Below are 19,825 nucleotides of genomic sequence, written 5' to 3'. Positions count from 1 at the left end.
TTATTGCGCGCTGCAAACAATCGATCAAAGTGAACGAGCTGCGAACGACCCGGGGGAAACTACCGAAAATACCGCCGCACGGGACGAATCCTGAGCGAGAGCCGCGATCTCTTTACGAATTTGCAGCCCTGTATTGGTTTACGGGAGATTGATATCGCAGCGGCGCTTTGAGACGATGGCCTCCAACAATCAGTGCCCGCCAAGGGCAAAGACCCCGGGGAACGCCATGCCGATCGTCACGGCCGATCGCCTCACGCGCGTCAGCGCCGCCCTGCTCCGCGCCGCCGGAGCCTCCGAAGAAGAAGCCGACGCCGTCGCGGTCGGCTGCGTCAACGCCAATCTCGCCGGCCATGATTCCCACGGCGTGATCGCCGTTCCCACCTATATCGACCGCATCAAGGCCGGCCACATCGTTCCCGGCGCCAAATGGACCGTGGTCCAGGAATCACCGACCACGACCGTGATCGACGGCCATTGGGGCTTTGGCTTCCACGTCAACGCCAAGGCGATGGCGCTGACGATCGAGAAAGCCAGGACGGCGAATGTCGCTGCCTGCACCGTGTTCCGGCAAAGCCATGTCGGCCGCCTCGCCGCCTACCCCTTGATGGCGATGCGCGCAGGCATGATCGGGATTGCGACGGCGGACTCGGGCCGCTCACCGAAACACGTCGCCCCGTTTGGAGGCAAGGAGGCGCGGCTCGGCACCAACCCGATCTCGATCGCGGTGCCGTCCGATCTCGATGCACCGTTCTATCTGGACATGGCGACTTCGGCGGTGGCGGCCGGCAAGATCCAGCTCGCCGTCGCGCGCGGCGAGGAGATTCCGACGGGCTGGATCATCGATGCCGAGGGACGGCACACCACCGATCCCACCCAATACCGCAAGGGCGGCGCGCTGCTGCCGCTCGGCGGCACCGAGGGCTACAAAGGCAGCGGCCTTGCCGCCATGGTCGAGGTGCTGTGCGGCCTGCTCACCGGTCTCGGCTTTGGCGTCGAGCCTACGGGGCGACACAATGACGGATGCTTCATGGCGGTGTTCAATGTCGCCGCATTCCGCCCGCTGCAGGATTTCAAGCGCGAGGTCGCCGAGTTCGCGCGCTATCTGAAATCGACGCCGCCGTCAGAGGGCAGCAAAGGCGTCTACTATCCCGGCGAGATCGAGGGCCTGCGCGAGCAGCAGCGCCTGCGCGACGGCATCGAGATCGAGGATGCCACCTGGGAAAAGCTGCGCGCGCTGGCGCGGGAATACCGGCTCGACACGGTCCTCGATCTGGTCTGACGGCATCAGGAGAACAGCAGCATGAATCGACAGATGGTCCTGGTCGGCTTCCTCCAGGCGCAGAACTGCACCAACCTGCCGAGCTCCTGGCGGCATCCGGATTCGCGCGACGATTCGATGTCGGCGGACTATTATCAGGAGATCGGCAGGATTCTCGAAGCCGGCAAGTTCCACATGGCCTTCTTCGACGACCGCCTGGCGATGCCGGACCGCTACGGCAACGACCACGCCCATACCGTCGAATACGGCATCCGCTGCGTGAAGATGGATCCGCTGATCGTGCTGACCACGATGGGCATGGTCACCGAGAAGCTCGGGCTGGGAGCAACCTGCTCGACCACCTATTACGAGCCGTTCGATGTTGCGCGCCGTTTTGCGACGCTCGACCTCATGTCCGGCGGACGCGCCGGCTGGAACGTCGTGACCTCGCTCAACGACGGCGAGGCCCTCAACATGGGGCGCGACTCCCATCCCGAACATGATTCCCGCTACGACAAGGCCGACGAATTCATGGAGGTCGTGCTCGGCCATTGGGACACCTGGGAAGACGGCGCGCTGATCATGGACAAGAAGACCGGCCGCTTTGCTGATCCGACCAAGGTGAAGCGGCTCGACCACAAGGGCGCGGCGTTCAAGTCACGCGGGCCGTTCACCGTGCCGCGTTCGCAGCAAGGCCACCCCGTGATCATCCAGGCCGGGGCATCGGGCCGAGGCCAGCGCTTTGCCGGCCGCTGGGGCGAGGTGATCTTCACCGCCGCACGCAATCTTCAGGGCGCCAAGGACGGCTATGCGTCCGTGCGCAACGAGGCAGCAAAGGCCGGCCGCGATCCCGACCAGATGTTCCTCTGCAATTTGACGACGCCAGTCTGTGGCGCGACCAAGGCGGAAGCCGAGGACAAGATGGCGCTGATCAACAAGCTGCCGCTCCAGATCGACGCGCTGTCGCTGCTTGCCGAAGCGCTCAACTACGACTTCGCCTCCAAGGACCTCGACGAGCCGCTGACCACTGACGAGCTGAAGAGCATGCAAGGTATTCTGGGCATCCGCGACGGCGTGCTGAAGAATTCAGGCAAGAGCAATCCGAGCGCGCGCGACTTCGTCACTTTCTCCGGCCGCGGCCAGGTGCAGGACGCGATGGTCGGCGGCCCCAAGGAGATCGCGGATAAGCTCGAGGAAATGTTTGTCGAGCGCGGCTGCGACGGCTTCGTCATCGCGGCGACCTACGTTCCCGGCTCCTACGCCGATTTCGTTCAGCATGTCGTTCCGGAGCTGCAACGCCGCGGCCTGTTCCAGAAGGACTATCGCGGCAAGACATTGCGGGAAAACCTTGGGCTCAAGCGTCCGGCCGCCGGCGCCTGGAAGGTGCCGCCGCGCGATGCCGCGGAATAGCAACGAGGACTTGGCATGCGCTGGCTGAAATTTACTGATGCAGGCAAGACCTCGTGGGGGATCGTCGAGGGAGATAAGGTCGTCGCGGTCGATGGCGATCCCTTCGGCGAATGGCAGCGCACCTCGCGCACGCATTCGCTGTCGCAGGTCAGGATCGAGCTGCCGCTGATCCCGCGCACCTTCTATTGCGTCGGCCTGAACTATATGAAGCACCTGAAGGAGGCCGCTGACAAGCGCGGCGAAGTTCCGGCCGTGCCTGATCGCCCCGAGATAGGCTATCGCGCGCAGAACGCGCTGATCGCACATGACGAGGATGTCGTGATCCCGTCCTTTGCGACGGACAAGATCCATTACGAGGGCGAGCTCGTCGTCGTCATCGGCAAGAAGGTGAAGCATCTCACCGAAGCGAACGCGATGGATTGCGTGTTCGGCTACACCATCGGCAACGACGTCAGCGAGCGCAGCTGGCAGAAGGCCGACCGCAGCCTGTGGCGCTCGAAGAACGCCGACACGTTCAAGCCGATGGGGCCGTGGATCGAGACCGAAGCCGATCTCGAAAAGATGGAAACGATCGTCCGGGTCAACGGCAAGGAAACCAACCGCTTCGCTACCGGCGACATGATCTTCGGTGTGGTGCCGTTCCTGGTCGAGCTGACGAAGTATTTTACCTTATGGCCAGGCGACGTGATCTGGATGGGCACGGACGGTGCCTCGCCCGACATCAAGCACGGTGACGTCGTGGAGATCGACATCACCGGTGTCGGGACGTTGCGCAACAGGTTTGTGCGGGAGGGGCGGTAGCGGTCCCGCAGCACCGGTGCCGTAGGGTGGGCAAAGGCGCTCTTGCGCCGTGCCCACCATCTCTTGATGCTTCGACGAAAGACGTGGGCACGCTTCGCTTTGCCCACCCAACGACACCTTCTTCAAAACGGCAGCGCCACGCTCGACTTGATCTCCTTCAGCACCACGTTTCTGCGGACATAGCGGATACCGGGAATGCGGAACATGAACTCGTCGAGGAAGCGGTTGTAGGCCGCCATGTCCTGCACGACGACGCGCAAATGATAATCGGCGTCGCCCGTGGTCGCAAAGCACTCCAGCACCTCGCGGCGTTTGGTTACCCGCGAGACAAACTCGTCGACAAACTTCGCGTCGTGCCGTTCCAGCGAGACGTGGAGGATGGCCGACATCGCAAAGCCCGCCTGCTCGCGCGCGACCAGCGCCGCGTAACCCTGGATGATGCCGGCCTCCTCCAGCGCGCGCACCCGGCGCCAGCAGGCCGAAGTGGACATGCCGACCTCGTCCGCCAGTTGCTGGTTGGTGGCGCGGCCATCCTTCTGCAGATGAGCGAGAATCTGCGCGTCCTGGTCTTCGATCATCGATCGGCCCAATCTGGTGTATTCTACCACATGATAGCCTAATTCGGGACAATTCACCAGAATCAGCTTGCAGCTAGGAAAGATAGGTAAGACCTACCAACCATCAGGGCCTACCCTCCGCTCATTCGGCAAGGATGCCGCGGGAGGTCCGCATGGACGCCTTTCCGTCACTCGACCCCTACGAACTCTCCGATCGCTACGATCGCGAACACGGCCGCGTCTTCCTTACGGGCACACAGGCCATCGTCCGCATCGCGCTCGATCAAGTCAGGCGCGACCGGGCCGCGGGGCTCAACACCGCCGGCTTCATCTCAGGCTATCGCGGCTCGCCGCTCGGCGGCATCGACCTCGAGCTCTGGCGCATCCAGGAGCGGCTGAAGCGGGACCGTGTCGAATTCCTGCCAGCCGTGAACGAGGACCTCGCCGCGACCGCGGTGCTCGGCTCGCAGCAGGTCGAGACGCAGGGAGATCGCGAGGTCGATGGCGTGTTCGGGCTCTGGTACGGCAAGGGACCCGGCGTCGACCGCTCCGGCGATGCGCTGAAGCACGGCAACGCCTACGGCTCCTCGCCGCATGGCGGCGTACTGGTGGTCGCGGGCGACGACCATGGCTGTGTCTCCTCCTCGATGCCGCACCAGTCCGACGTCGCCTTCATGAGCTGGTTCATGCCGACGCTGCACCCCTCGAGCGTTGGCGAGTATCTCGCGTTCGGCGAATATGGCTATGCGCTGAGCCGCTTCTCCGGCATGTGGGTCGGCTTCAAGGCGATCTCGGAGATCGTCGAGTCGGGCGCCTCCGTCGCGCTGCAGCCGCCGCGCCTCTTCCGCACGCCTGACTTCACGCCGCCGCCTGATGGACTGCACTACCGCTGGCCTGATTTGCCGGGCCCGCAGATCGAGGAGCGGCTGGAGGCGAAGAAGCATGCGGTCTACGCCTTCGCCAAGGCCAATCCGATCGACCGTCACATCTACGACATTGCGGACGCCACTTACGGCATCGTCACCACAGGCAAGGCCCATCTCGACCTGATGGAGGCGCTGCGGCTGATGGGGCTCGACGAAGCCGCCTGCCGCAGCATCGGCATCGACGTCTACAAGGTCGGCATGGTCTGGCCACTGGCGTTGCATGACGCCATGGATTTCGTGAAAGGCAAGCGCGAGATCCTCGTGGTCGAGGAGAAGCGCGGCATCATCGAGAGTCAGTTCAAGGAATATTTTTACGACTATCCTGGCAGCAAGCCGGAGCGCATGGTCGGCAAGCACGATGAAACCGGGGCAAGGCTGATCTCCTGGATCGGCGAATTGTCGCCTCGCGCGCTCGCCGGCGTGCTGGCGCGCCGGCTCGATCCGATGTTTCCAGGCCTCAATCTCGCCGCACGCGCGGCCGCCCTGATGCCAGAGGCCGCACGCACCATCAACGTCTCGGGCGCAACGCGCACGCCCTACTTCTGCTCGGGTTGCCCGCACAACACATCAACAAAGGTACCTGAAGGCTCCAAGGCGCAGGCCGGCATCGGCTGTCACTTCATGGCAAGCTGGATGGACCGGGAGACCTCGTCGCTGATCCAGATGGGCGGTGAAGGCGTCAACTGGGCGGCTTCGTCACGCTTCACCGGCCACAAGCACATCTTTCAGAACCTCGGCGAAGGCACCTATTACCACTCCGGCTCGATGGCGATCCGGCAGGCGATCGCCGCCAAGGCCAACATCACCTACAAGATCCTGTTCAACGACGCCGTCGCGATGACCGGTGGCCAGCCGGTCGACGGTCCCATCAGCGTGCATGCCATCGCCCACAGCGTCCGCGCCGAAGGTGTGGCGCGCATCGCGCTGGTGTCGGATGATCCCGCACAGTTCTCGCCCGCCGACCTGCCGGCCGGCGTCACCCTTCATCCGCGCGAAGAGATGGATGCCGTGCAGCGCGAGCTGCGCGATATCCCCAACGTCTCGGTCCTGATCTATCAACAGACCTGCGCCACGGAGAAGCGACGCCGGCGCAAGCGTGGGCAGATGGCCGACCCCAGGCGCTTCGCCTATATCAACGATCTCGTCTGCGAAGGCTGCGGCGACTGCTCGGTGGAATCCAACTGCCTCAGCGTCGAGCCGAAGGAGACGCCGTTCGGCCGCAAGCGTCAGATCAATCTGTCGGCCTGCAACAAGGATTTTTCCTGCCTCAACGGCTTCTGCCCGAGTTTTGTGACCGTCGAAGGCGCGACGCGCCGCAAAAAGAGCGCGAGCCAGATCGACGCCGTTGGTCGGGCCGCCACACTTCCGTTGCCCGCGACGGCAACGCTCGACCGTCCCTACGATCTGCTCATCACCGGCGTCGGCGGCACCGGCGTGATTACTGTCGGCGCGCTGATCGGCATGGCCTCGCACCTCGAACGCCGCGGCGTCTCGGTGCTGGACTTCACCGGCTTCGCGCAGAAATTCGGGCCCGTGCTGAGCTACATCCGCCTCGCCTCGAGCCCCGCGGTGCTGCATCAGGTCCGTATCGACCAGGGCGCAGCCGATGCGCTGATCGGCTGCGACCTTGTGGTGAGTTCCTCGCCAAAAGCCTCAGGCACCTACCGCCGCGGCACGCGCGCCGCTGTCAACACCGCGGAGATGCCGACCGGTGACGTGGTCCGTTTCCGCGACGCCGATCTCGCCTCCCCCGCGCGCCTGCGCGCCATTGGCCAAGTCATCGGCGAGAGCGATCTCAGTACCGTCAACGCCAACGCATTGGCTGAACGACTGCTCGGCGATGCCGTCTATGCCAACATCATCATGCTCGGTTTTGCCTGGCAGCGCGGTTTGGTGCCGATCTCGCTGCAGGCACTGCTGCGCGCAATCGAGCTCAACGGCGTCGCGGTCGAACGCAACAAGCAGGCCTTTGCCTGGGGCCGGGTGGTCGCAGCCGATCCGGACTCCTTGCCGAAAGTCGATGAAGCGCCAACGGCCGAGACGCTCGACCAGATGATCGACCGTCGCGCCGATTTCCTCACCGCCTATCAGGACGACGCCTATGCGGCGCGCTACCGGGCGACCGTCGCGAGGGTCCGCCGAGCCGAAGCTGTCCTGAACAGCGAGGCCCTGACCGAGGCCGTCGCCCGCGCCCTTTTCAAGCTGATGGCCTACAAGGACGAGTATGAGGTGGCGCGCCTGCACATGCAGGGCGGATTCCTCGATGAGCTGAAGCGCGAATTCGAGGATGGCTTCACAGTCCGGTATCACCTCGCCCCGCCCTTCCTGCCGTCGCGGCGCGACGCACGTGGGCGTCCGCGCAAGCGCGCCTTCGGCCAATGGATCCAGATGCCGCTCGCCATGCTCGCGCGCTTGAAGGGGCTACGCGGCACGCCGTTCGATCCGTTCGGCTACACCCGGGAAAGGCGCACCGAGCGCGAACTGATCGCCTGGTATGAAGGCTTGATCGAGCGGATGCTCGGCGGGCTCGATGCGGCGCATCTGCCAGGTCTCGTCGCAATCGCAACAGCGCCGATGGACATCCGCGGCTACGGCCCGGTCAAGGACGCCGCGATCGGGAAGGCGAAGATCGAGGTCGAGCGGCGGTTCAATGAACTCCACCCGTCGTCGCCGGCAAAGCTGCGCGCCACCGGTTGACGCGGGGCCAGCAAGGCTTCAGCCTCTATGGCCGGAGGGCGCCCTGACGGCAGCCCGCCAATCGGGTGACGCATCATGGATTTCGACCAGTTGACCCTGACCAAGGCCGCGGCCGCCCTCCGCGCTGGCACAGTCACGAGTACCGCGCTCACAACGGAGGCTCTTGCCCGCGCCAAGGCCAATGCCGATCTCAATGCCTTCATCACGCTGGACGAGGCCGGCGCCTTGAAGGCCGCCACGGCATTCGACACGACGGGCGACAAGAACAAGCCGCTCGGCGGTGTGCCCGTCGTGATCAAGGACAACATCGAGGTCGCGGGACTGCCCTGTAGCGCCGGCACACCCGCACTCAGAGATTACGTTCCGAAGGCCGATGCGCCGGTCGTGGCAAAGCTGCGCGCTGCGGGCGCGATCATCATCGGCAAGACCAGCATGCATGAGCTGGCCTTCGGCATCTCCGGCTACAACACCGCTTTCAAGACCGGCGCCGAGTTCGGCGTGCGCAACGCCTATGACCGCACCCTGATCGCCGGCGGCTCCTCGTCCGGGACCGGCGCTGCGATCGGCGCGCGGATCGTCGCGGGCGGGCTCGGCACCGATACCGGTGGGTCAGTGCGCGTGCCCGGCGCGCTGAACGGATGTGCCTCGCTGCGCCCGACCGTCGGCCGCTATCCACAAGAAGGCATCGCCCCGATCTCGCACACGCGCGACACCGCGGGCCCGATGGCCGCGACCATGGCCGACGTCGAACTGCTCGATCGCGTGATCTCGGGTCGCGAGGCGGTCCTACCTGCCGACCTGAAGCAGGTGCGGATCGGCATCGTGAAGACGATGTTGAGCAATCTCGATGTCGACACCGAAACCGCCTTCCAGGTCGCCATCGTGCGGATGAAGGCGCAGGGCGTCACGGTCGTTGAGGTCGAGATGCCGCAGCTCGCCGAACTCAACGGCCAGGTCGGCTTCCCCGTCGCGCTGTATGAAGCCTATGACGACATGGTCGGATATCTCGCCCACACCGGCACAGGCCTGACCATCGAAGCGCTGGCGAGGGAGATTGCGAGCCCCGACGTGAAGGGCACCTATGATGGCCTCGTCATCCCGCGTAAACTGCCCGGTCCGGACAATACGCTGCTCGATGCCGGGCCGATCTATGACGCGGCGATCAAGACCGCACGACCGGCGCTACAGGCGCTCTATGCCAGGACCTTCGCCGATCATCGGCTCGATGCCATCGCTTTCCCGACCACGCCGCGCGTCGCAATCGCCTCCAATCCCGACTCCAGCAGCCTCGAGAACTTCGGACTGTTCATCCAGAACACCGACCCCGGCAGCAATGCCGGCATTCCCGGAATCCAGATCCCGATCGCGCTTGGCGCCACCAGCGAGCTGCCGATCGGCCTTGAGCTGGACGGCCCGGCGGGCAGCGATCCGCAGCTCGTTGCGATTGGCATGGCGCTGGACAAGATATTTGGACGGCTGCCGGCGCCGCGCCGATCATGAATACGGATTGATCAGCTTTTGCTGCTCGGCGCTGTGGTGCGCGAGCAGGTCGATGAAGGTCCTGACCTTCGCCGACAGATGGTGACGATGCGGATAGACCGCGTTCATGGACAGCTCGATCGTCCGATATTCCGGCAAGAGGCGCACGAGGCGACCGGCTTCGAGGTCGTCCTGAATGAGAAATCCCGCCATCAGACAGATTGCGGCTCCCTCCAGTGCGACCTTGCGCAGCGCTTCCCCGCTATTGGTGACGAAGCTGCCCGAGATGCGTACGGAGGCCGGTGCGCCTTTGCGATCGAGGAAGCGCCATTCATCGCCGAACGGATAGTTCAGGTGCCGGCCACAATTATGCGCGGCGAGCTCGTCGAGTTTCTGCACCCGGCCGTGCTTCTCGAGATAATCGTGCGAACAGCACAGCACGTGACGCCAGGTGGCGAGGCTACGGACGATCAGGCTTGAATCCGGCGGCGAGGTCATGCGCAAGGCGACATCGTAGCCTTCCTCGATGAGATCGACGTCAGCCTCGCCCATGCGCAGATCGATCTTGAGCTCCGAATAGGTCGACAGAAGCTTTGCCACCACAGGCGCGACGAACTGCACCATGTGCGTGGCGACGTGGATGCGCAGCGTGCCGCGGGGCACCGACTGCAATTCACTTGCGATATCGTCGGCCTGTTCGATGTCGGCGAGGATCTGGACGCAACGGTCGTAATAGGCCTTGCCGATCTCGGTGAGGTTGACCTTGCGCGTGGTCCGCTGAAGCAGCCTCACCCCGAGCCGGTCTTCCAGCGCCTGAACGTGATTGCTCACCATGGTGGTCGACATGTTGAGCTTGCGGGCGGCTGCAGAGAAGCCGCCGGTCTCTACCACCCGGCTGAAGACTTCGAGGCTGGTCAATCGATCCATGGCGCCGGATTATCCGCCTTTGATGGATAATCGCAAGGAATTCGCTCCGATTATCTATCAAAACATGGGGTTCATCCGGCTTGGAGGCTCCGGTGCAGCAGGACGCATGCGTTAGCAGCAATCGCTCGACGGGCGCGGCAATCGCTCTGGGGCGGTCACGGGTCCTGGTTCGCTAGACATAACGACCAAGGCGACCTCTCCGGATTATCCAGTTCTGATGGATAATCCTTCCAGCATTTCGCCGATTATCACCTGACCCAGAAAGACCAATAGTCTCAGCACGCCGATAGGAGACTTCCATGTCCGAGATGCCCCGCGCCGAGACTTTTCAGCAAGGAACTGAAATCACCCCTGATGCCCCCAAGCCGCCGCCGACTGCCCCGGCCCGGAACAGGGTGCGGCGCGCGGCGCTGGCGCTCGCGTTCCTCGCGGGCACGGCAACCGCCGTCTATTACGGGCACGATTACTGGACCAACGGTCGCTACCTCGAGACAACCGACGACGCCTATGTGAAGGCCGACTCCACGATCATCGCGCCAAAAATCTCCGGCTACATCGCCAAGGTGCTGGTCAGTGACAACGAAAAGGTGAAGGCCGGCCAGGCGCTGGCCAAGATCGACGATCGCGACTTCAAGGCCGCGCTCGACCAGGCCAAAGCCGACGTCGCCGCCGGCGAAGCCTCGGTGCGCAACATCGATGCCCAGCTCGAACTGCAACAGCCGATCATCGAGCAGAGCACGGCTGATGTCACCGCTGCCGACGCCAACCTGAAATTCGCGCAGGAAGAGCGCGCCCGTTACGACGACCTCATGAAGACCGGCTCCGGCACGATCCAGCGCGCGCAGCAGACCGACGCGGCGCTACGCGCGAGCAGCGCGCAACTGCAGCACGCGAAATTTGGCCTGCTGGCCGCGCAGCGCAAGATCGACGTGCTCACGACCCAGCGCGCCCAGGCGGCGGCCCAGCTCGAACGGGCCCGCGCAGTCGCGCAGCAGGCGGCGTTGAACCTGTCCTATACCGAGATCACCGCGCCGGTCGACGGCACCGTCGGCGCCCGCTCGCTGCGCGTCGGTCAATACGTCCAGGCCGGTACGCAGCTGATGGCGGTGGTGCCGCTCGATGCGGTGTATGTGGTCGCCAACTTCAAGGAGACCCAGCTCACGCATGTGCGGCCGGGTCAGCCGGTCGAGTTGCACGTCGACAGTTTTCGCAATCGAACCCTGCACGGCCATGTCGACAGCCTGTCGCCGGCCAGCGGGCTCGAATTCGCGCTGCTGCCGCCCGACAACGCCACCGGCAATTTCACCAAGATCGTGCAGCGGGTCCCGGTGAAGATCGTGCTCGACGACCACAGCCTCACCGGCCTGCTGCGCCCCGGCATGTCGGCGGTGCCGACGATCGATACCAAGCAGGCGGTGCTGGCCGAGCGCGAGACGGCGAAGCGTCTCGCCGACAACACGTCCCGCCCCAACGGCGGCTGAAGCCGGAAGGCATCGGCGGGATTATCAAATCCTGCCGAACGATCCTTCCACAGCTTCATCGATTATCGAAACCATTCGCCCAACGCATCCTGTCTCCGTACCCGAGACGAGGCTTCCATGAGCACGCTGCAACCGACCGTCGACGCCGCCACCAATCTCGCCGCCCCCGCAGCTCCGACCACGCCGGCGGTATCCACAAAAACCTGGATCGCTGTGATCGGCGCGACGCTCGGCGCCTTCATGGCCGTGCTGAACATCCAGATCGTCAACGCCTCGCTCGCCGACATCCAGGGCGCGATCGGCGCCGGCATCGACGACGGCGGCTGGATCTCGACCTCCTATCTGGTCGCGGAAATCGTGGTGATCCCGCTCTCCGGCTGGCTGGCGCAGGTGTTCTCGATCCGGATTTATCTTCTGACCAACGCGATCCTGTTCCTGATCCTCTCGGCGGCCTGCGCACTGGCGCAGGATTTGCCGCAGATGATCGTGTTGCGCGCCGTGCAGGGATTTACCGGCGGCGTGCTGATTCCGATGGCGTTCACGCTGATCATCACGCTGCTGCCGCGCGCAAAACAGCCGGTCGGCCTTGCGCTGTTCGCGCTGTCGGCGACATTCGCGCCGGCGATCGGCCCGACCATCGGCGGCTATCTCACCGAGAATTTTGGCTGGGAGTACATCTTCTACGTCAACCTCATCCCCGGCGCGGTGATGGTCGGCATGCTCTGGTACGCGCTCGAGCCCAAGCCGATGAAGCTGGGGCTGCTGCGCGACGGCGACTGGGCCGGCATCATCACCATGGCGATCGGGCTTTCGGCGCTCCAGACCGTGCTGGAGGAAGGCAACAAGGACGACTGGTTCGGCTCGCCCTTCATCGTCAGGCTGTCGGTGATCGCGGCCGTCGCGCTGACCGCCTTCCTGCTCATCGAGCTCACGGTGAAGAAGCCGCTGCTCAACCTGCGCCTGCTCGTCCGCCGCAATTTCGGCTTCGGCATGCTCGCGAACTTCCTGCTCGGCATCGCGCTGTACGGCTCGGTCTTCATCCTGCCGCAATATCTGTCGCGCATCCAGGGCTACAATTCCGAGCAGATCGGCATGGTGCTGGCCTGGACCGGATTGCCGCAACTCCTGCTGATTCCGCTGGTGCCGCGCCTGATGCAAAAGTTCGATGCGCGGATCATCATCGGCATCGGCTTCGTGCTGTTCGCGGCTTCCAACTTCATGAACATCTATATGACCAATGATTACGCCGCCGACCAGCTGCTGTGGCCTAATGTCGTCCGCGCCATCGGCCAGGCGCTGGTGATGGCGCCGCTGTCGGCGGTCGCCACCGCCGGCATCGAGCCGGAGAACGCGGGCTCGGCCTCGGGCCTGTTCAACATGATGCGCAATCTCGGCGGCGCCGTCGGCATCGCACTGCTCCAGACCGTGCTGACCAAGCGCGAGCAGTATCACTCCAACGTGCTGATGCAGTCGGTTTCGGTATTCGAGCAGGCCACCCGCACACGGCTGGAACAGCTCACGCAATATTTCGTCAATCATGGCATCCTCGACCGTGCGGATGCGGCGCATCGCGCCTATGTCGCGATTGGTCATATCGTGCAGAAGCAGGCCTATATCTTCGCCTTCAGCGACACGTTTTATCTGCTCGGCATGGCGCTGATCGTCGCGCTCGCCGCGGTGCTGTTCCTGAAGAAGCCCGGCCAGACCTCAGCAGGTGGCGCCCACTGACTCAACCCAGCAACAAGGAGAACGACCATGAAACCCCGCATGAACTACTATCAGGCCGCGCCCGACACAATCAAAGCGCTGATGGCGCTGGAGACGCAGATCCAGTCCACGGGGCTCGAGAAATCGCTGATCGAGCTCGTCAAGATCCGGGCGTCACAGATCAATGGCTGCGCTTTCTGCATCAACATGCACACCGAGGACGCCCGCAAGCGCGGCGAGACCGAGCAGCGCATCTATCTGCTCGATGCCTGGCGCGAATCCCCGCTTTACACCGATCGCGAACGCGCCGCGCTGGCCTGGACGGAATCGGTAACGCTGATTGCGCAGACGCACGCGCCTGACGACGTCTACGAGCAGATCCGCGCGCAGTTCTCCGAGGAAGAGACGGTAAACTTGACCATGCTGATCGGCGCCATCAACGCCTGGAACAGGATCGCGATCGCGTTCCGTGCGGTTCATCCGGTGAAGGTGAAGGCGTCCGTGGCGTAGGTCGCGACACGCGCTTCAGCGCAGGTCTCGTAGGGTGGGCAAAGCGAAGCGTGCCCACGTTCTTCCAACATGCGAGAGAAGACGTGGGCACGGCGCAAGGGCGCCTTTGCCCACCCTACGCAGCGACGTATGCCGCCTAAACCGCCGTCGCCTTGGCGAACTCCACGTAGATCTCGCGCAGGCGGGTGGCCATCGGGCCGGGCTTGCCGTCGCCGACCTTCTTGCCGTCGATCGCAACCACGGGCTGGACAAACAGTGACGCCGAGGTGGCAAAAGCTTCCTTTGCAGCCAGCGCCTCGGCCACCGTGAAGGAGCGCTCCTCGACGCGAAGCTGACGCTCCTCGGCGAGCGCCACCACGGCCTTGCGGGTGCAGCCCGGCAGGATCGCGTTGGAGTTCTTGCGGGTGACGATGACGTCGTCCTTGGTGAGGATGAACGCCGAGGAGGAGCCGCCCTCGGTGACGTAGCCATCTTCCAGCATCCAGGCTTCGCCGGCGCCGGCTTCGGCCGCGGCCTGCTTTGCCAAGACCTGCGCCAGCAGGGCCACGCTCTTGATGTCGCGCCGCTCCCAGCGGATATCAGGCACCGTGATCACGTTGATGCCGGTCTTCGCGGAAGCGGCGTTGATGATGTCCTTTTCGGAAGTGAACATCACCAGGCTCGACTTGACGTCACCCTTGGGGAAGGCGAAGTCGCGGCCCTTGTCGGCGCCGCGTGTCACCTGGAGATAGACGAGGCCGTTGGCGACTTTGTTGCGCGCGATCAGCTCCTTCTGCAGCTCGGTGATGCGCTCGACCGTCTCCGGCAGCTTCAAGCTGATCTCGCCGACCGAGCGCTCCAGCCGGGCCAGATGCGAGGCGTTGTCGACCAGCTTGCCGTCGAGCACGGCGGAGACCTCATAGATGCCGTCGGCAAACAAGAAGCCGCGATCGAGGACCGAGATCTTGGCGTCCGAGAGCGGGACGAATGAGCCGTTGACGTAGGCGATCGGGTCCAAGGCAGGTCTCCTGGGGAGAAAGGGGGAATTTGGGGCGTTATACGCCGATTGAGGGGCGCAATCATCCCTCGTTTCGTCATTCCGGGGCATTCGCGCAGCGAATGAGCCCGGAATCCATAACCACCATCGGGAGTATGGATCCCGGGCTCGCGCTACGCGCGCCCCGGGATGACGACCGACTAATGCGACAAGATCTTCGACAAGAACTTCTGCGCGCGGTCGCTGCGCGGTTGGCCGAAGAAATCGTCCTTCGCCGCGTCCTCGACGATCTCGCCGCGGTCCATGAAGATCACGCGATTGGCCACTTTGCGGGCAAACCCCATCTCGTGGGTGACGACCATCATGGTCATGCCCTCATGGGCGAGATCGACCATGACGTCGAGCACTTCGCTGACCATTTCGGGATCGAGTGCCGAGGTCGGCTCGTCGAACAGCATCACGATCGGGTCCATGGCGAGCGCGCGCGCGATCGCCACGCGCTGCTGCTGGCCGCCGGAAAGCTGCGCGGGAAACTTCTGCGCCTGTTCCTTCAGGCCGACGCGATCCAGCAGCATCATGCCCTTCGTCACAGCCTTGTCAGACGACCTGCCCAGCACCTTCTGCTGCGCGAGGCAGAGATTGTCGATGATCTTGAGGTGCGGGAACAGCTCGAAGTGCTGGAACACCATGCCGACGCGCGAGCGCAGCTTGGGCAGATTGGTCTTGGGGTCGTTGACCTTGGTGCCGTCGACGCTGATGTCGCCGCTCTGGAACGGCTCCAGCGCATTGACGCACTTGATCAGCGTCGACTTGCCCGAGCCCGAGGGTCCGCAGACCACGACGACCTCGCCCTTGGTGACGCTGGTGGTGCAATCGGTCAGCACCTGGAAGCTCGGAGTGTACCATTTGTTGACGTGGCTGATTTCGATCATGACCGACACGCTCTATCGAATGATGGCGATGCGCGCCTGGAGGCGACGGACGCCGAAGGACGCGATACAGGAAATGGTGAAGTAGACGACCGCCGCGAACAGATACATTTCGACGAGGCGCCCGTCGCGCTGCGCGACTTTGCTCGCCGCTCCCAGGAAGTCCGTGATCGAGAGGACGTAGACCAGCGATGTGTCCTGGAACAGCACGATGGTCTGCGTGATCAGGACCGGCAGCATGTTGCGGAAAGCTTGCGGCAACACGACGTAGCGCATGGTCTGGGCGTAGGTCAGCCCCAGCGCGCTGGCCGCGGCCGGCTGGCCGCGCGAGATCGACTGGATGCCGGCGCGCATGATCTCGGAGAAGTACGCCGCCTCGAACATGATGAAGGTGATGAGCGAGGACGCGAACGCGCCGACGCTGATCGGGCGCGAGGCGCCGGTCACCCACTGCCCGATATAGGGCACCAGGAAGTAGAACCAGAAGATCACCAGCACCAGCGGCAGCGAGCGCATGAAGTCGACATAGACCCCGGCGATCCGGCCGAGCAGCTTGAGGCCGGACAGGCGCATCAGGGCGAGCGCCGTGCCGAAGACGAGGCCACCGAGGGCTGCAAGGCCCGTCAGCGTCAGTGTGAACGTCATGCCCTCGTAGAACAAATAGGGCAGCGCGCGGCGGATGACGTCGAAATCGAGATTGCCGAACATCGCTTATTTCCCCGTGATGTAGCCGGGGATCGCGACCCAGCGCTCGAGGAAACGCATCGCGGTCACGACGACGGCGTTGACGAGAAGATAGAGGATGGTCGCGGCGGTGAAGGCCTCGAACACCTGGAACGAGAATTCCTGCATCGAGCGCGCCTGTCCGGTCAGCTCCAGCAGGCCGATGGTGATCGCCACCGCAGTGTTCTTGATGGTGTTGAGGAATTCGGACGTCAGCGGCGGCAGGATGATGCGGAACGCCATCGGCAGCAGCACATAGCGATAACCCTGCGCGGTGGTCAGACCCAGCGCGGTCGCCGCCATCTTCTGCCCGCGCGGCAGTGAGCCGATGCCGGCCTGCAGCTGCACGGCCACGCGCGCCGACATGAAGAAGCCGACGCCGATCGCCGCCGTCCAGAACGGCGCGTTCGGCAGCTGCTTCAGCCAGGTGCCGGCGCCTTTCGGCAGCAGTTCCGGCAGCACGAAGAACCACAGGAACAGCTGCACCAGCAGCGGCATGTTGCGGAAGAATTCGACATAAGCGAAGCCGAACCAGTTCGCACCCTTCGACGGCAGCGTGCGCATGACGCCGACGAGCGAGCCGGTGATCAGCGCGATGACCCAGGCCAACGCCGCGGTCTTCAGGGTCAGCACCAGGCCCGACAGCAGCATGTCGAGATAGGTGCCGGTCCCCATCGGGTTCGGCTGGAAAAAGATTCCCCAGTTCCAGTTGTAGTTCACGTGTCCCCCGCGCGAACGCGCCAGTCAGAGATATCCTGGCTGCCTATGCAAATGTCCGGCCACCCCTGTGTCAAGAGTGGCCGGACATGATCCCGATCGAAAGATCGAGGTTATCTTACTTATAGTCGTCCGGGTTCGGCGAGTCCGAAGGTTTCGCGAACTCGTTCTTCAGCTCGGCCGAGATCGGCGTATTGAGGTTGAGGCCCTTCGGCGGGATCTTGGCCGTGAACCACTTGTCGTAGATCTTCTGGGCCTCGCCGGACGTATAGAGCGCAGCGGTCGCCGCATCGACCACCTTCTTGAAGGCGGCGTCGTCCTTGCGCAGCATGATGCCGTAGGGCTCGGGCTTGGAGAACGCGTCCTTGGAGACGGCGTAGTCATCGGGCGCCTTCGAGCCGGCGACGAGGCTCGCGAGCAGGATGTCGTCCATGACGAAGGCGACCGCGCGGTCGGTCTCGACCATCAGGAAGGCTTCGGCGTGATCCTTGGCGGGGATGATGTTTGCGCCGAGGCTTTTCGCGACGTTGGCCTCGGTGAGCTGCTTGATGTTGGTGGTTCCCGCGGTCGAGACCACCGTCTTGCCCTTGAGGTCCTCGATCGACTTCAGGCCGCTCGACTTCTTGAAGACGTAGCGGCTGGCGGTCAGGAAGTGGGTGTTGGTGAAGGCGACCTGCTTCTGGCGCTCGGCATTGTTAGTGGTCGAGCCGCATTCAAGGTCGATGGTGCCGTTGGCCATCAGCGGGATACGGGTCGCCGACGTCACCGGATTGAGCTTGACCTCGAGCTTGTCGAGCTTGAGCTCCTTCTTCACGGCGTCGACGATCTTGTAGCAGATGTCCATCGCGAACCCGACGGGCTTCTGATTGTCGTCGAGATAGGAGAAGGGGATCGAGGAGTCGCGGAAGCCCAGCGTGATGGCGCCGGTGTCCTTGATGTTCTTCAGCGTGCCTGTCAGCTCCTGGGCCCCGGCCTGGCTGACGGCGAAGGTCGCGGCGAGCGCGAGCCCAATGCTACGGAAATGTTTCACTTTTTTGGTCCCCTTTCAGGATGATGCGGCCCGGATGCAAGCACAGATTGGGCCGGATTAGAATGTGACTTTCGGCTGGCTTGCGGCAGAGGTTAATGGGCTCAGGTCAGCGGCTTGGGCAATTCCCCGAGATCCCAGAACAGGCCGGCCATCACCGTCAAGGCTTCTTCCGTCAATGGCAGCAGGATGTGCTCATTGGGCGCATGCTGGGAGCAGCCGGGATAGGAGTGAGGGACCCAGATCGTCGGCAGACCCAGGATCTCGGAGAATACGTCGTTGGGCAGCGAGCCGCCGAAGTTCGGCAGCACCGCCGGCGGCTTCCGCGTGGTCTCTTTCACCGAATCCGCGGCCCATTTGATCCAGGGGCTGTCGAAATCGGTCCGCGATGCAGCAAAGCTCTGCGCCGCCCGCACCTCGACCATCGGAAAGCCCTTCTGGACAAGGTGCGCGCGGATCGCCTCGATCAAGCCGCCGACCTCGGTGCCGACCACGAAACGCAGTTGCAGCACGGCATTGGCATGGCCTGGAATGGCGTTGGCCGGCTTCTCGATATTGCCCGATGACATCGCCAGCACTTCCAGCGTGTTCCAGGCGTAAAGCCGCTCGGCGGCCGACAGCCCCTCCTCGCCCCAGTTCGCGGCAAGCGCCGGCTCGTCCTCGGTCGGCACCACCTGTACGTCGGCAAGATAGCTGCGGATCTGGTTGGTGAGGCGCGGCGGTTTCAGGGCGTCGAGCTGCAGGCGGCCATGGCCGTCGACCAGCGTCGAGATCGCGTTGACCAGAATGGTCGCGGGGTTGGCGAGCACGCCGCCCCAATTGCCGGAATGGTGGCCGCCATCGCGCAGGTTCACATCCAGATGAATGCGGATGCCGCCGCGGCATCCCAGGAACAGCGTCGGGCGGTCGGCGGACAGGCGCGGCCCGTCGGAGGCCATGAACAAATCGGCCTTGAGCGCGTCGCGATTGAGGTCGCAGACCTTGCCGAGATCGGGCGAGCCGATCTCCTCGCCCATCTCGACGATGAACTTGGCGTTGAAGCCGAGCTTGCCGCCACGGGCGTCGCGCACCGCGCGGAGTGCCGCCATGTTGATGCTGTGCTGGCCCTTGTTGTCGGCGGTGCCGCGGCCATAGAGCCGGGCGCCCGCAACCGTCGTGCGCCAGGGATCGCGGCCCTCGCGCCACTCGCCCTCCATGCCGTCGACGACGTCGCCATGGCCGTAGATCAGCACGGTCGGCGCGGAGGCGCTTTCGTGATGCTCGGCGAACAGGAGCGGCGACTTGCCACTGGGGGACTCGACGATGCGGCTGGTGAAATCGAGCGCCGCGAAGGCCGGCACCATCTCCTGTTCCAGATAGGCGCGCAGCTCGGCGCCGCGCGAGGGATTCTGGCTTTCGGTCTTGAAGGCGACGCGGCGGTCGAGTTCAGCGAGGAACGCACCGGATTTGAAATCCTCACGGGCGCGGGCGATGGCGTCGGCTCTGGTCATGATTTTCTTTTCGGACTTCGAGGCGAAGGACCCTACCCGAGACAGGGTGGCCTTCGAAAGTGGCAGGGACTTGGATAGCTCTTGTAGTTCTCTTGTAGTTCTCTTGTACTTCTCTTGGGATTTCGTTCTTGCTCTCTTGAGATTGTCTTGCCAAAGGCGGCAGCCCGCTGATTTTGGCCTTGCCAAGCGCAGGTTATATGCAAGAACTTC

Annotated in this window: 16 protein-coding genes; 8 read left to right on the top strand and 8 right to left on the bottom strand. The window is 63.9% G+C overall.

Annotated elements, in window-relative coordinates; genetic code table 11:
- Positions 1 to 226 precede the first annotated feature (226 nt).
- The 3 genes from RAD10_RS29110 to RAD10_RS29100 are packed head-to-tail and all read left to right on the top strand — an operon-like array spanning position 227 to position 3,469.
- Entirely contained in the window at positions 227 to 1,279 is a 1,053-nt protein-coding gene (locus RAD10_RS29110; protein ID WP_461620197.1) for an Ldh family oxidoreductase, read from the top strand.
- Positions 1,280 to 1,300: 21 nt separating this feature from the next.
- Positions 1,301 to 2,668 (top strand): LLM class flavin-dependent oxidoreductase, encoded by a 1,368-nt coding sequence (locus tag RAD10_RS29105; protein WP_461620196.1) that lies wholly within the window; start codon positions 1,301 to 1,303, stop codon positions 2,666 to 2,668.
- Positions 2,669 to 2,683: 15 nt separating this feature from the next.
- Positions 2,684 to 3,469, top strand: a complete 786-nt coding sequence (locus RAD10_RS29100; RefSeq protein ID WP_461620195.1) for a fumarylacetoacetate hydrolase family protein — start codon at positions 2,684 to 2,686, stop codon at positions 3,467 to 3,469.
- A 122-nt stretch (positions 3,470 to 3,591) separates the two neighbouring features.
- Here the strand turns inward: RAD10_RS29100 and RAD10_RS29095 are convergent, their stop codons facing one another.
- Positions 3,592 to 4,047 (bottom strand): Lrp/AsnC family transcriptional regulator, encoded by a 456-nt coding sequence (locus RAD10_RS29095; RefSeq protein WP_461620194.1) that lies wholly within the window; start codon positions 4,045 to 4,047, stop codon positions 3,592 to 3,594.
- Between the two features lie 152 nt (positions 4,048 to 4,199).
- On the opposite strand from RAD10_RS29095, the gene RAD10_RS29090 reads away from it, so the two are divergent.
- The gene (locus RAD10_RS29090) at positions 4,200 to 7,649 is read left to right on the top strand and encodes an indolepyruvate ferredoxin oxidoreductase family protein (RefSeq protein WP_461620193.1); all 3,450 of its coding nucleotides are present in this window, start codon (positions 4,200 to 4,202) and stop codon (positions 7,647 to 7,649) included.
- A 75-nt stretch (positions 7,650 to 7,724) separates the two neighbouring features.
- Positions 7,725 to 9,149, top strand: coding sequence for an indoleacetamide hydrolase (gene iaaH, locus RAD10_RS29085; protein ID WP_461620192.1), 1,425 nt, complete (start codon positions 7,725 to 7,727; stop codon positions 9,147 to 9,149).
- On the opposite strand, the gene RAD10_RS29080 is transcribed toward iaaH, so the two are convergent.
- Positions 9,144 to 10,055, bottom strand: coding sequence for a LysR family transcriptional regulator (locus tag RAD10_RS29080; protein ID WP_461620191.1), 912 nt, complete (start codon positions 10,053 to 10,055; stop codon positions 9,144 to 9,146). The genes iaaH and RAD10_RS29080 overlap by 6 nt on opposite strands.
- Positions 10,056 to 10,354: 299 nt before the next feature.
- Between RAD10_RS29080 and RAD10_RS29075 the strand changes: the two genes are divergently transcribed.
- The 3 genes from RAD10_RS29075 to RAD10_RS29065 all read left to right on the top strand — a co-directional run bounded on the left by RAD10_RS29075 (position 10,355) and on the right by RAD10_RS29065 (position 13,753).
- Entirely contained in the window at positions 10,355 to 11,536 is a 1,182-nt protein-coding gene (locus RAD10_RS29075) for an HlyD family secretion protein (protein WP_461620190.1), read from the top strand.
- Between the two features lie 117 nt (positions 11,537 to 11,653).
- Positions 11,654 to 13,264 carry an MDR family MFS transporter gene (locus RAD10_RS29070; RefSeq protein ID WP_461620189.1) on the top strand — a complete coding sequence of 537 codons (1,611 nt, stop codon included), beginning with the start codon at positions 11,654 to 11,656 and terminating at the stop codon, positions 13,262 to 13,264.
- Positions 13,265 to 13,291: 27 nt separating this feature from the next.
- The gene (locus RAD10_RS29065; RefSeq protein WP_461620188.1) at positions 13,292 to 13,753 is read left to right on the top strand and encodes a carboxymuconolactone decarboxylase family protein; all 462 of its coding nucleotides are present in this window, start codon (positions 13,292 to 13,294) and stop codon (positions 13,751 to 13,753) included.
- A 136-nt stretch (positions 13,754 to 13,889) separates the two neighbouring features.
- On the opposite strand, the gene RAD10_RS29060 is transcribed toward RAD10_RS29065, so the two are convergent.
- The 6 genes from RAD10_RS29060 to RAD10_RS29035 form a co-directional block, all read right to left on the bottom strand.
- Positions 13,890 to 14,750 (bottom strand): D-amino-acid transaminase, encoded by an 861-nt coding sequence (locus RAD10_RS29060; protein ID WP_461620187.1) that lies wholly within the window; start codon positions 14,748 to 14,750, stop codon positions 13,890 to 13,892.
- Positions 14,751 to 14,929: 179 nt separating this feature from the next.
- The gene (locus tag RAD10_RS29055; RefSeq protein WP_018321511.1) at positions 14,930 to 15,661 is read right to left on the bottom strand and encodes an amino acid ABC transporter ATP-binding protein; all 732 of its coding nucleotides are present in this window, start codon (positions 15,659 to 15,661) and stop codon (positions 14,930 to 14,932) included.
- Positions 15,662 to 15,673: 12 nt separating this feature from the next.
- Positions 15,674 to 16,366 carry an amino acid ABC transporter permease gene (locus tag RAD10_RS29050; RefSeq protein ID WP_091966017.1) on the bottom strand — a complete coding sequence of 231 codons (693 nt, stop codon included), beginning with the start codon at positions 16,364 to 16,366 and terminating at the stop codon, positions 15,674 to 15,676.
- Between the two features lie 3 nt (positions 16,367 to 16,369).
- On the bottom strand, positions 16,370 to 17,101 hold the full coding sequence (locus RAD10_RS29045) for an amino acid ABC transporter permease (RefSeq protein ID WP_104463171.1): 732 nt from the start codon (positions 17,099 to 17,101) through the stop codon (positions 16,370 to 16,372).
- Between the two features lie 115 nt (positions 17,102 to 17,216).
- Positions 17,217 to 18,128, bottom strand: a complete 912-nt coding sequence (locus RAD10_RS29040) for an amino acid ABC transporter substrate-binding protein (RefSeq protein WP_461620186.1) — start codon at positions 18,126 to 18,128, stop codon at positions 17,217 to 17,219.
- A gap of 101 nt (positions 18,129 to 18,229) precedes the next feature.
- Positions 18,230 to 19,615 carry a M20 family metallopeptidase gene (locus RAD10_RS29035; RefSeq protein WP_461620185.1) on the bottom strand — a complete coding sequence of 462 codons (1,386 nt, stop codon included), beginning with the start codon at positions 19,613 to 19,615 and terminating at the stop codon, positions 18,230 to 18,232.
- Positions 19,616 to 19,825: the final 210 nt, after the last annotated feature.

The organism is Bradyrhizobium sp. 23AC (assembly GCF_054863025.1).
Note: the sequence above shows the minus strand (reverse complement) of the source record. Positions and strands in the feature narration are given on the sequence as shown.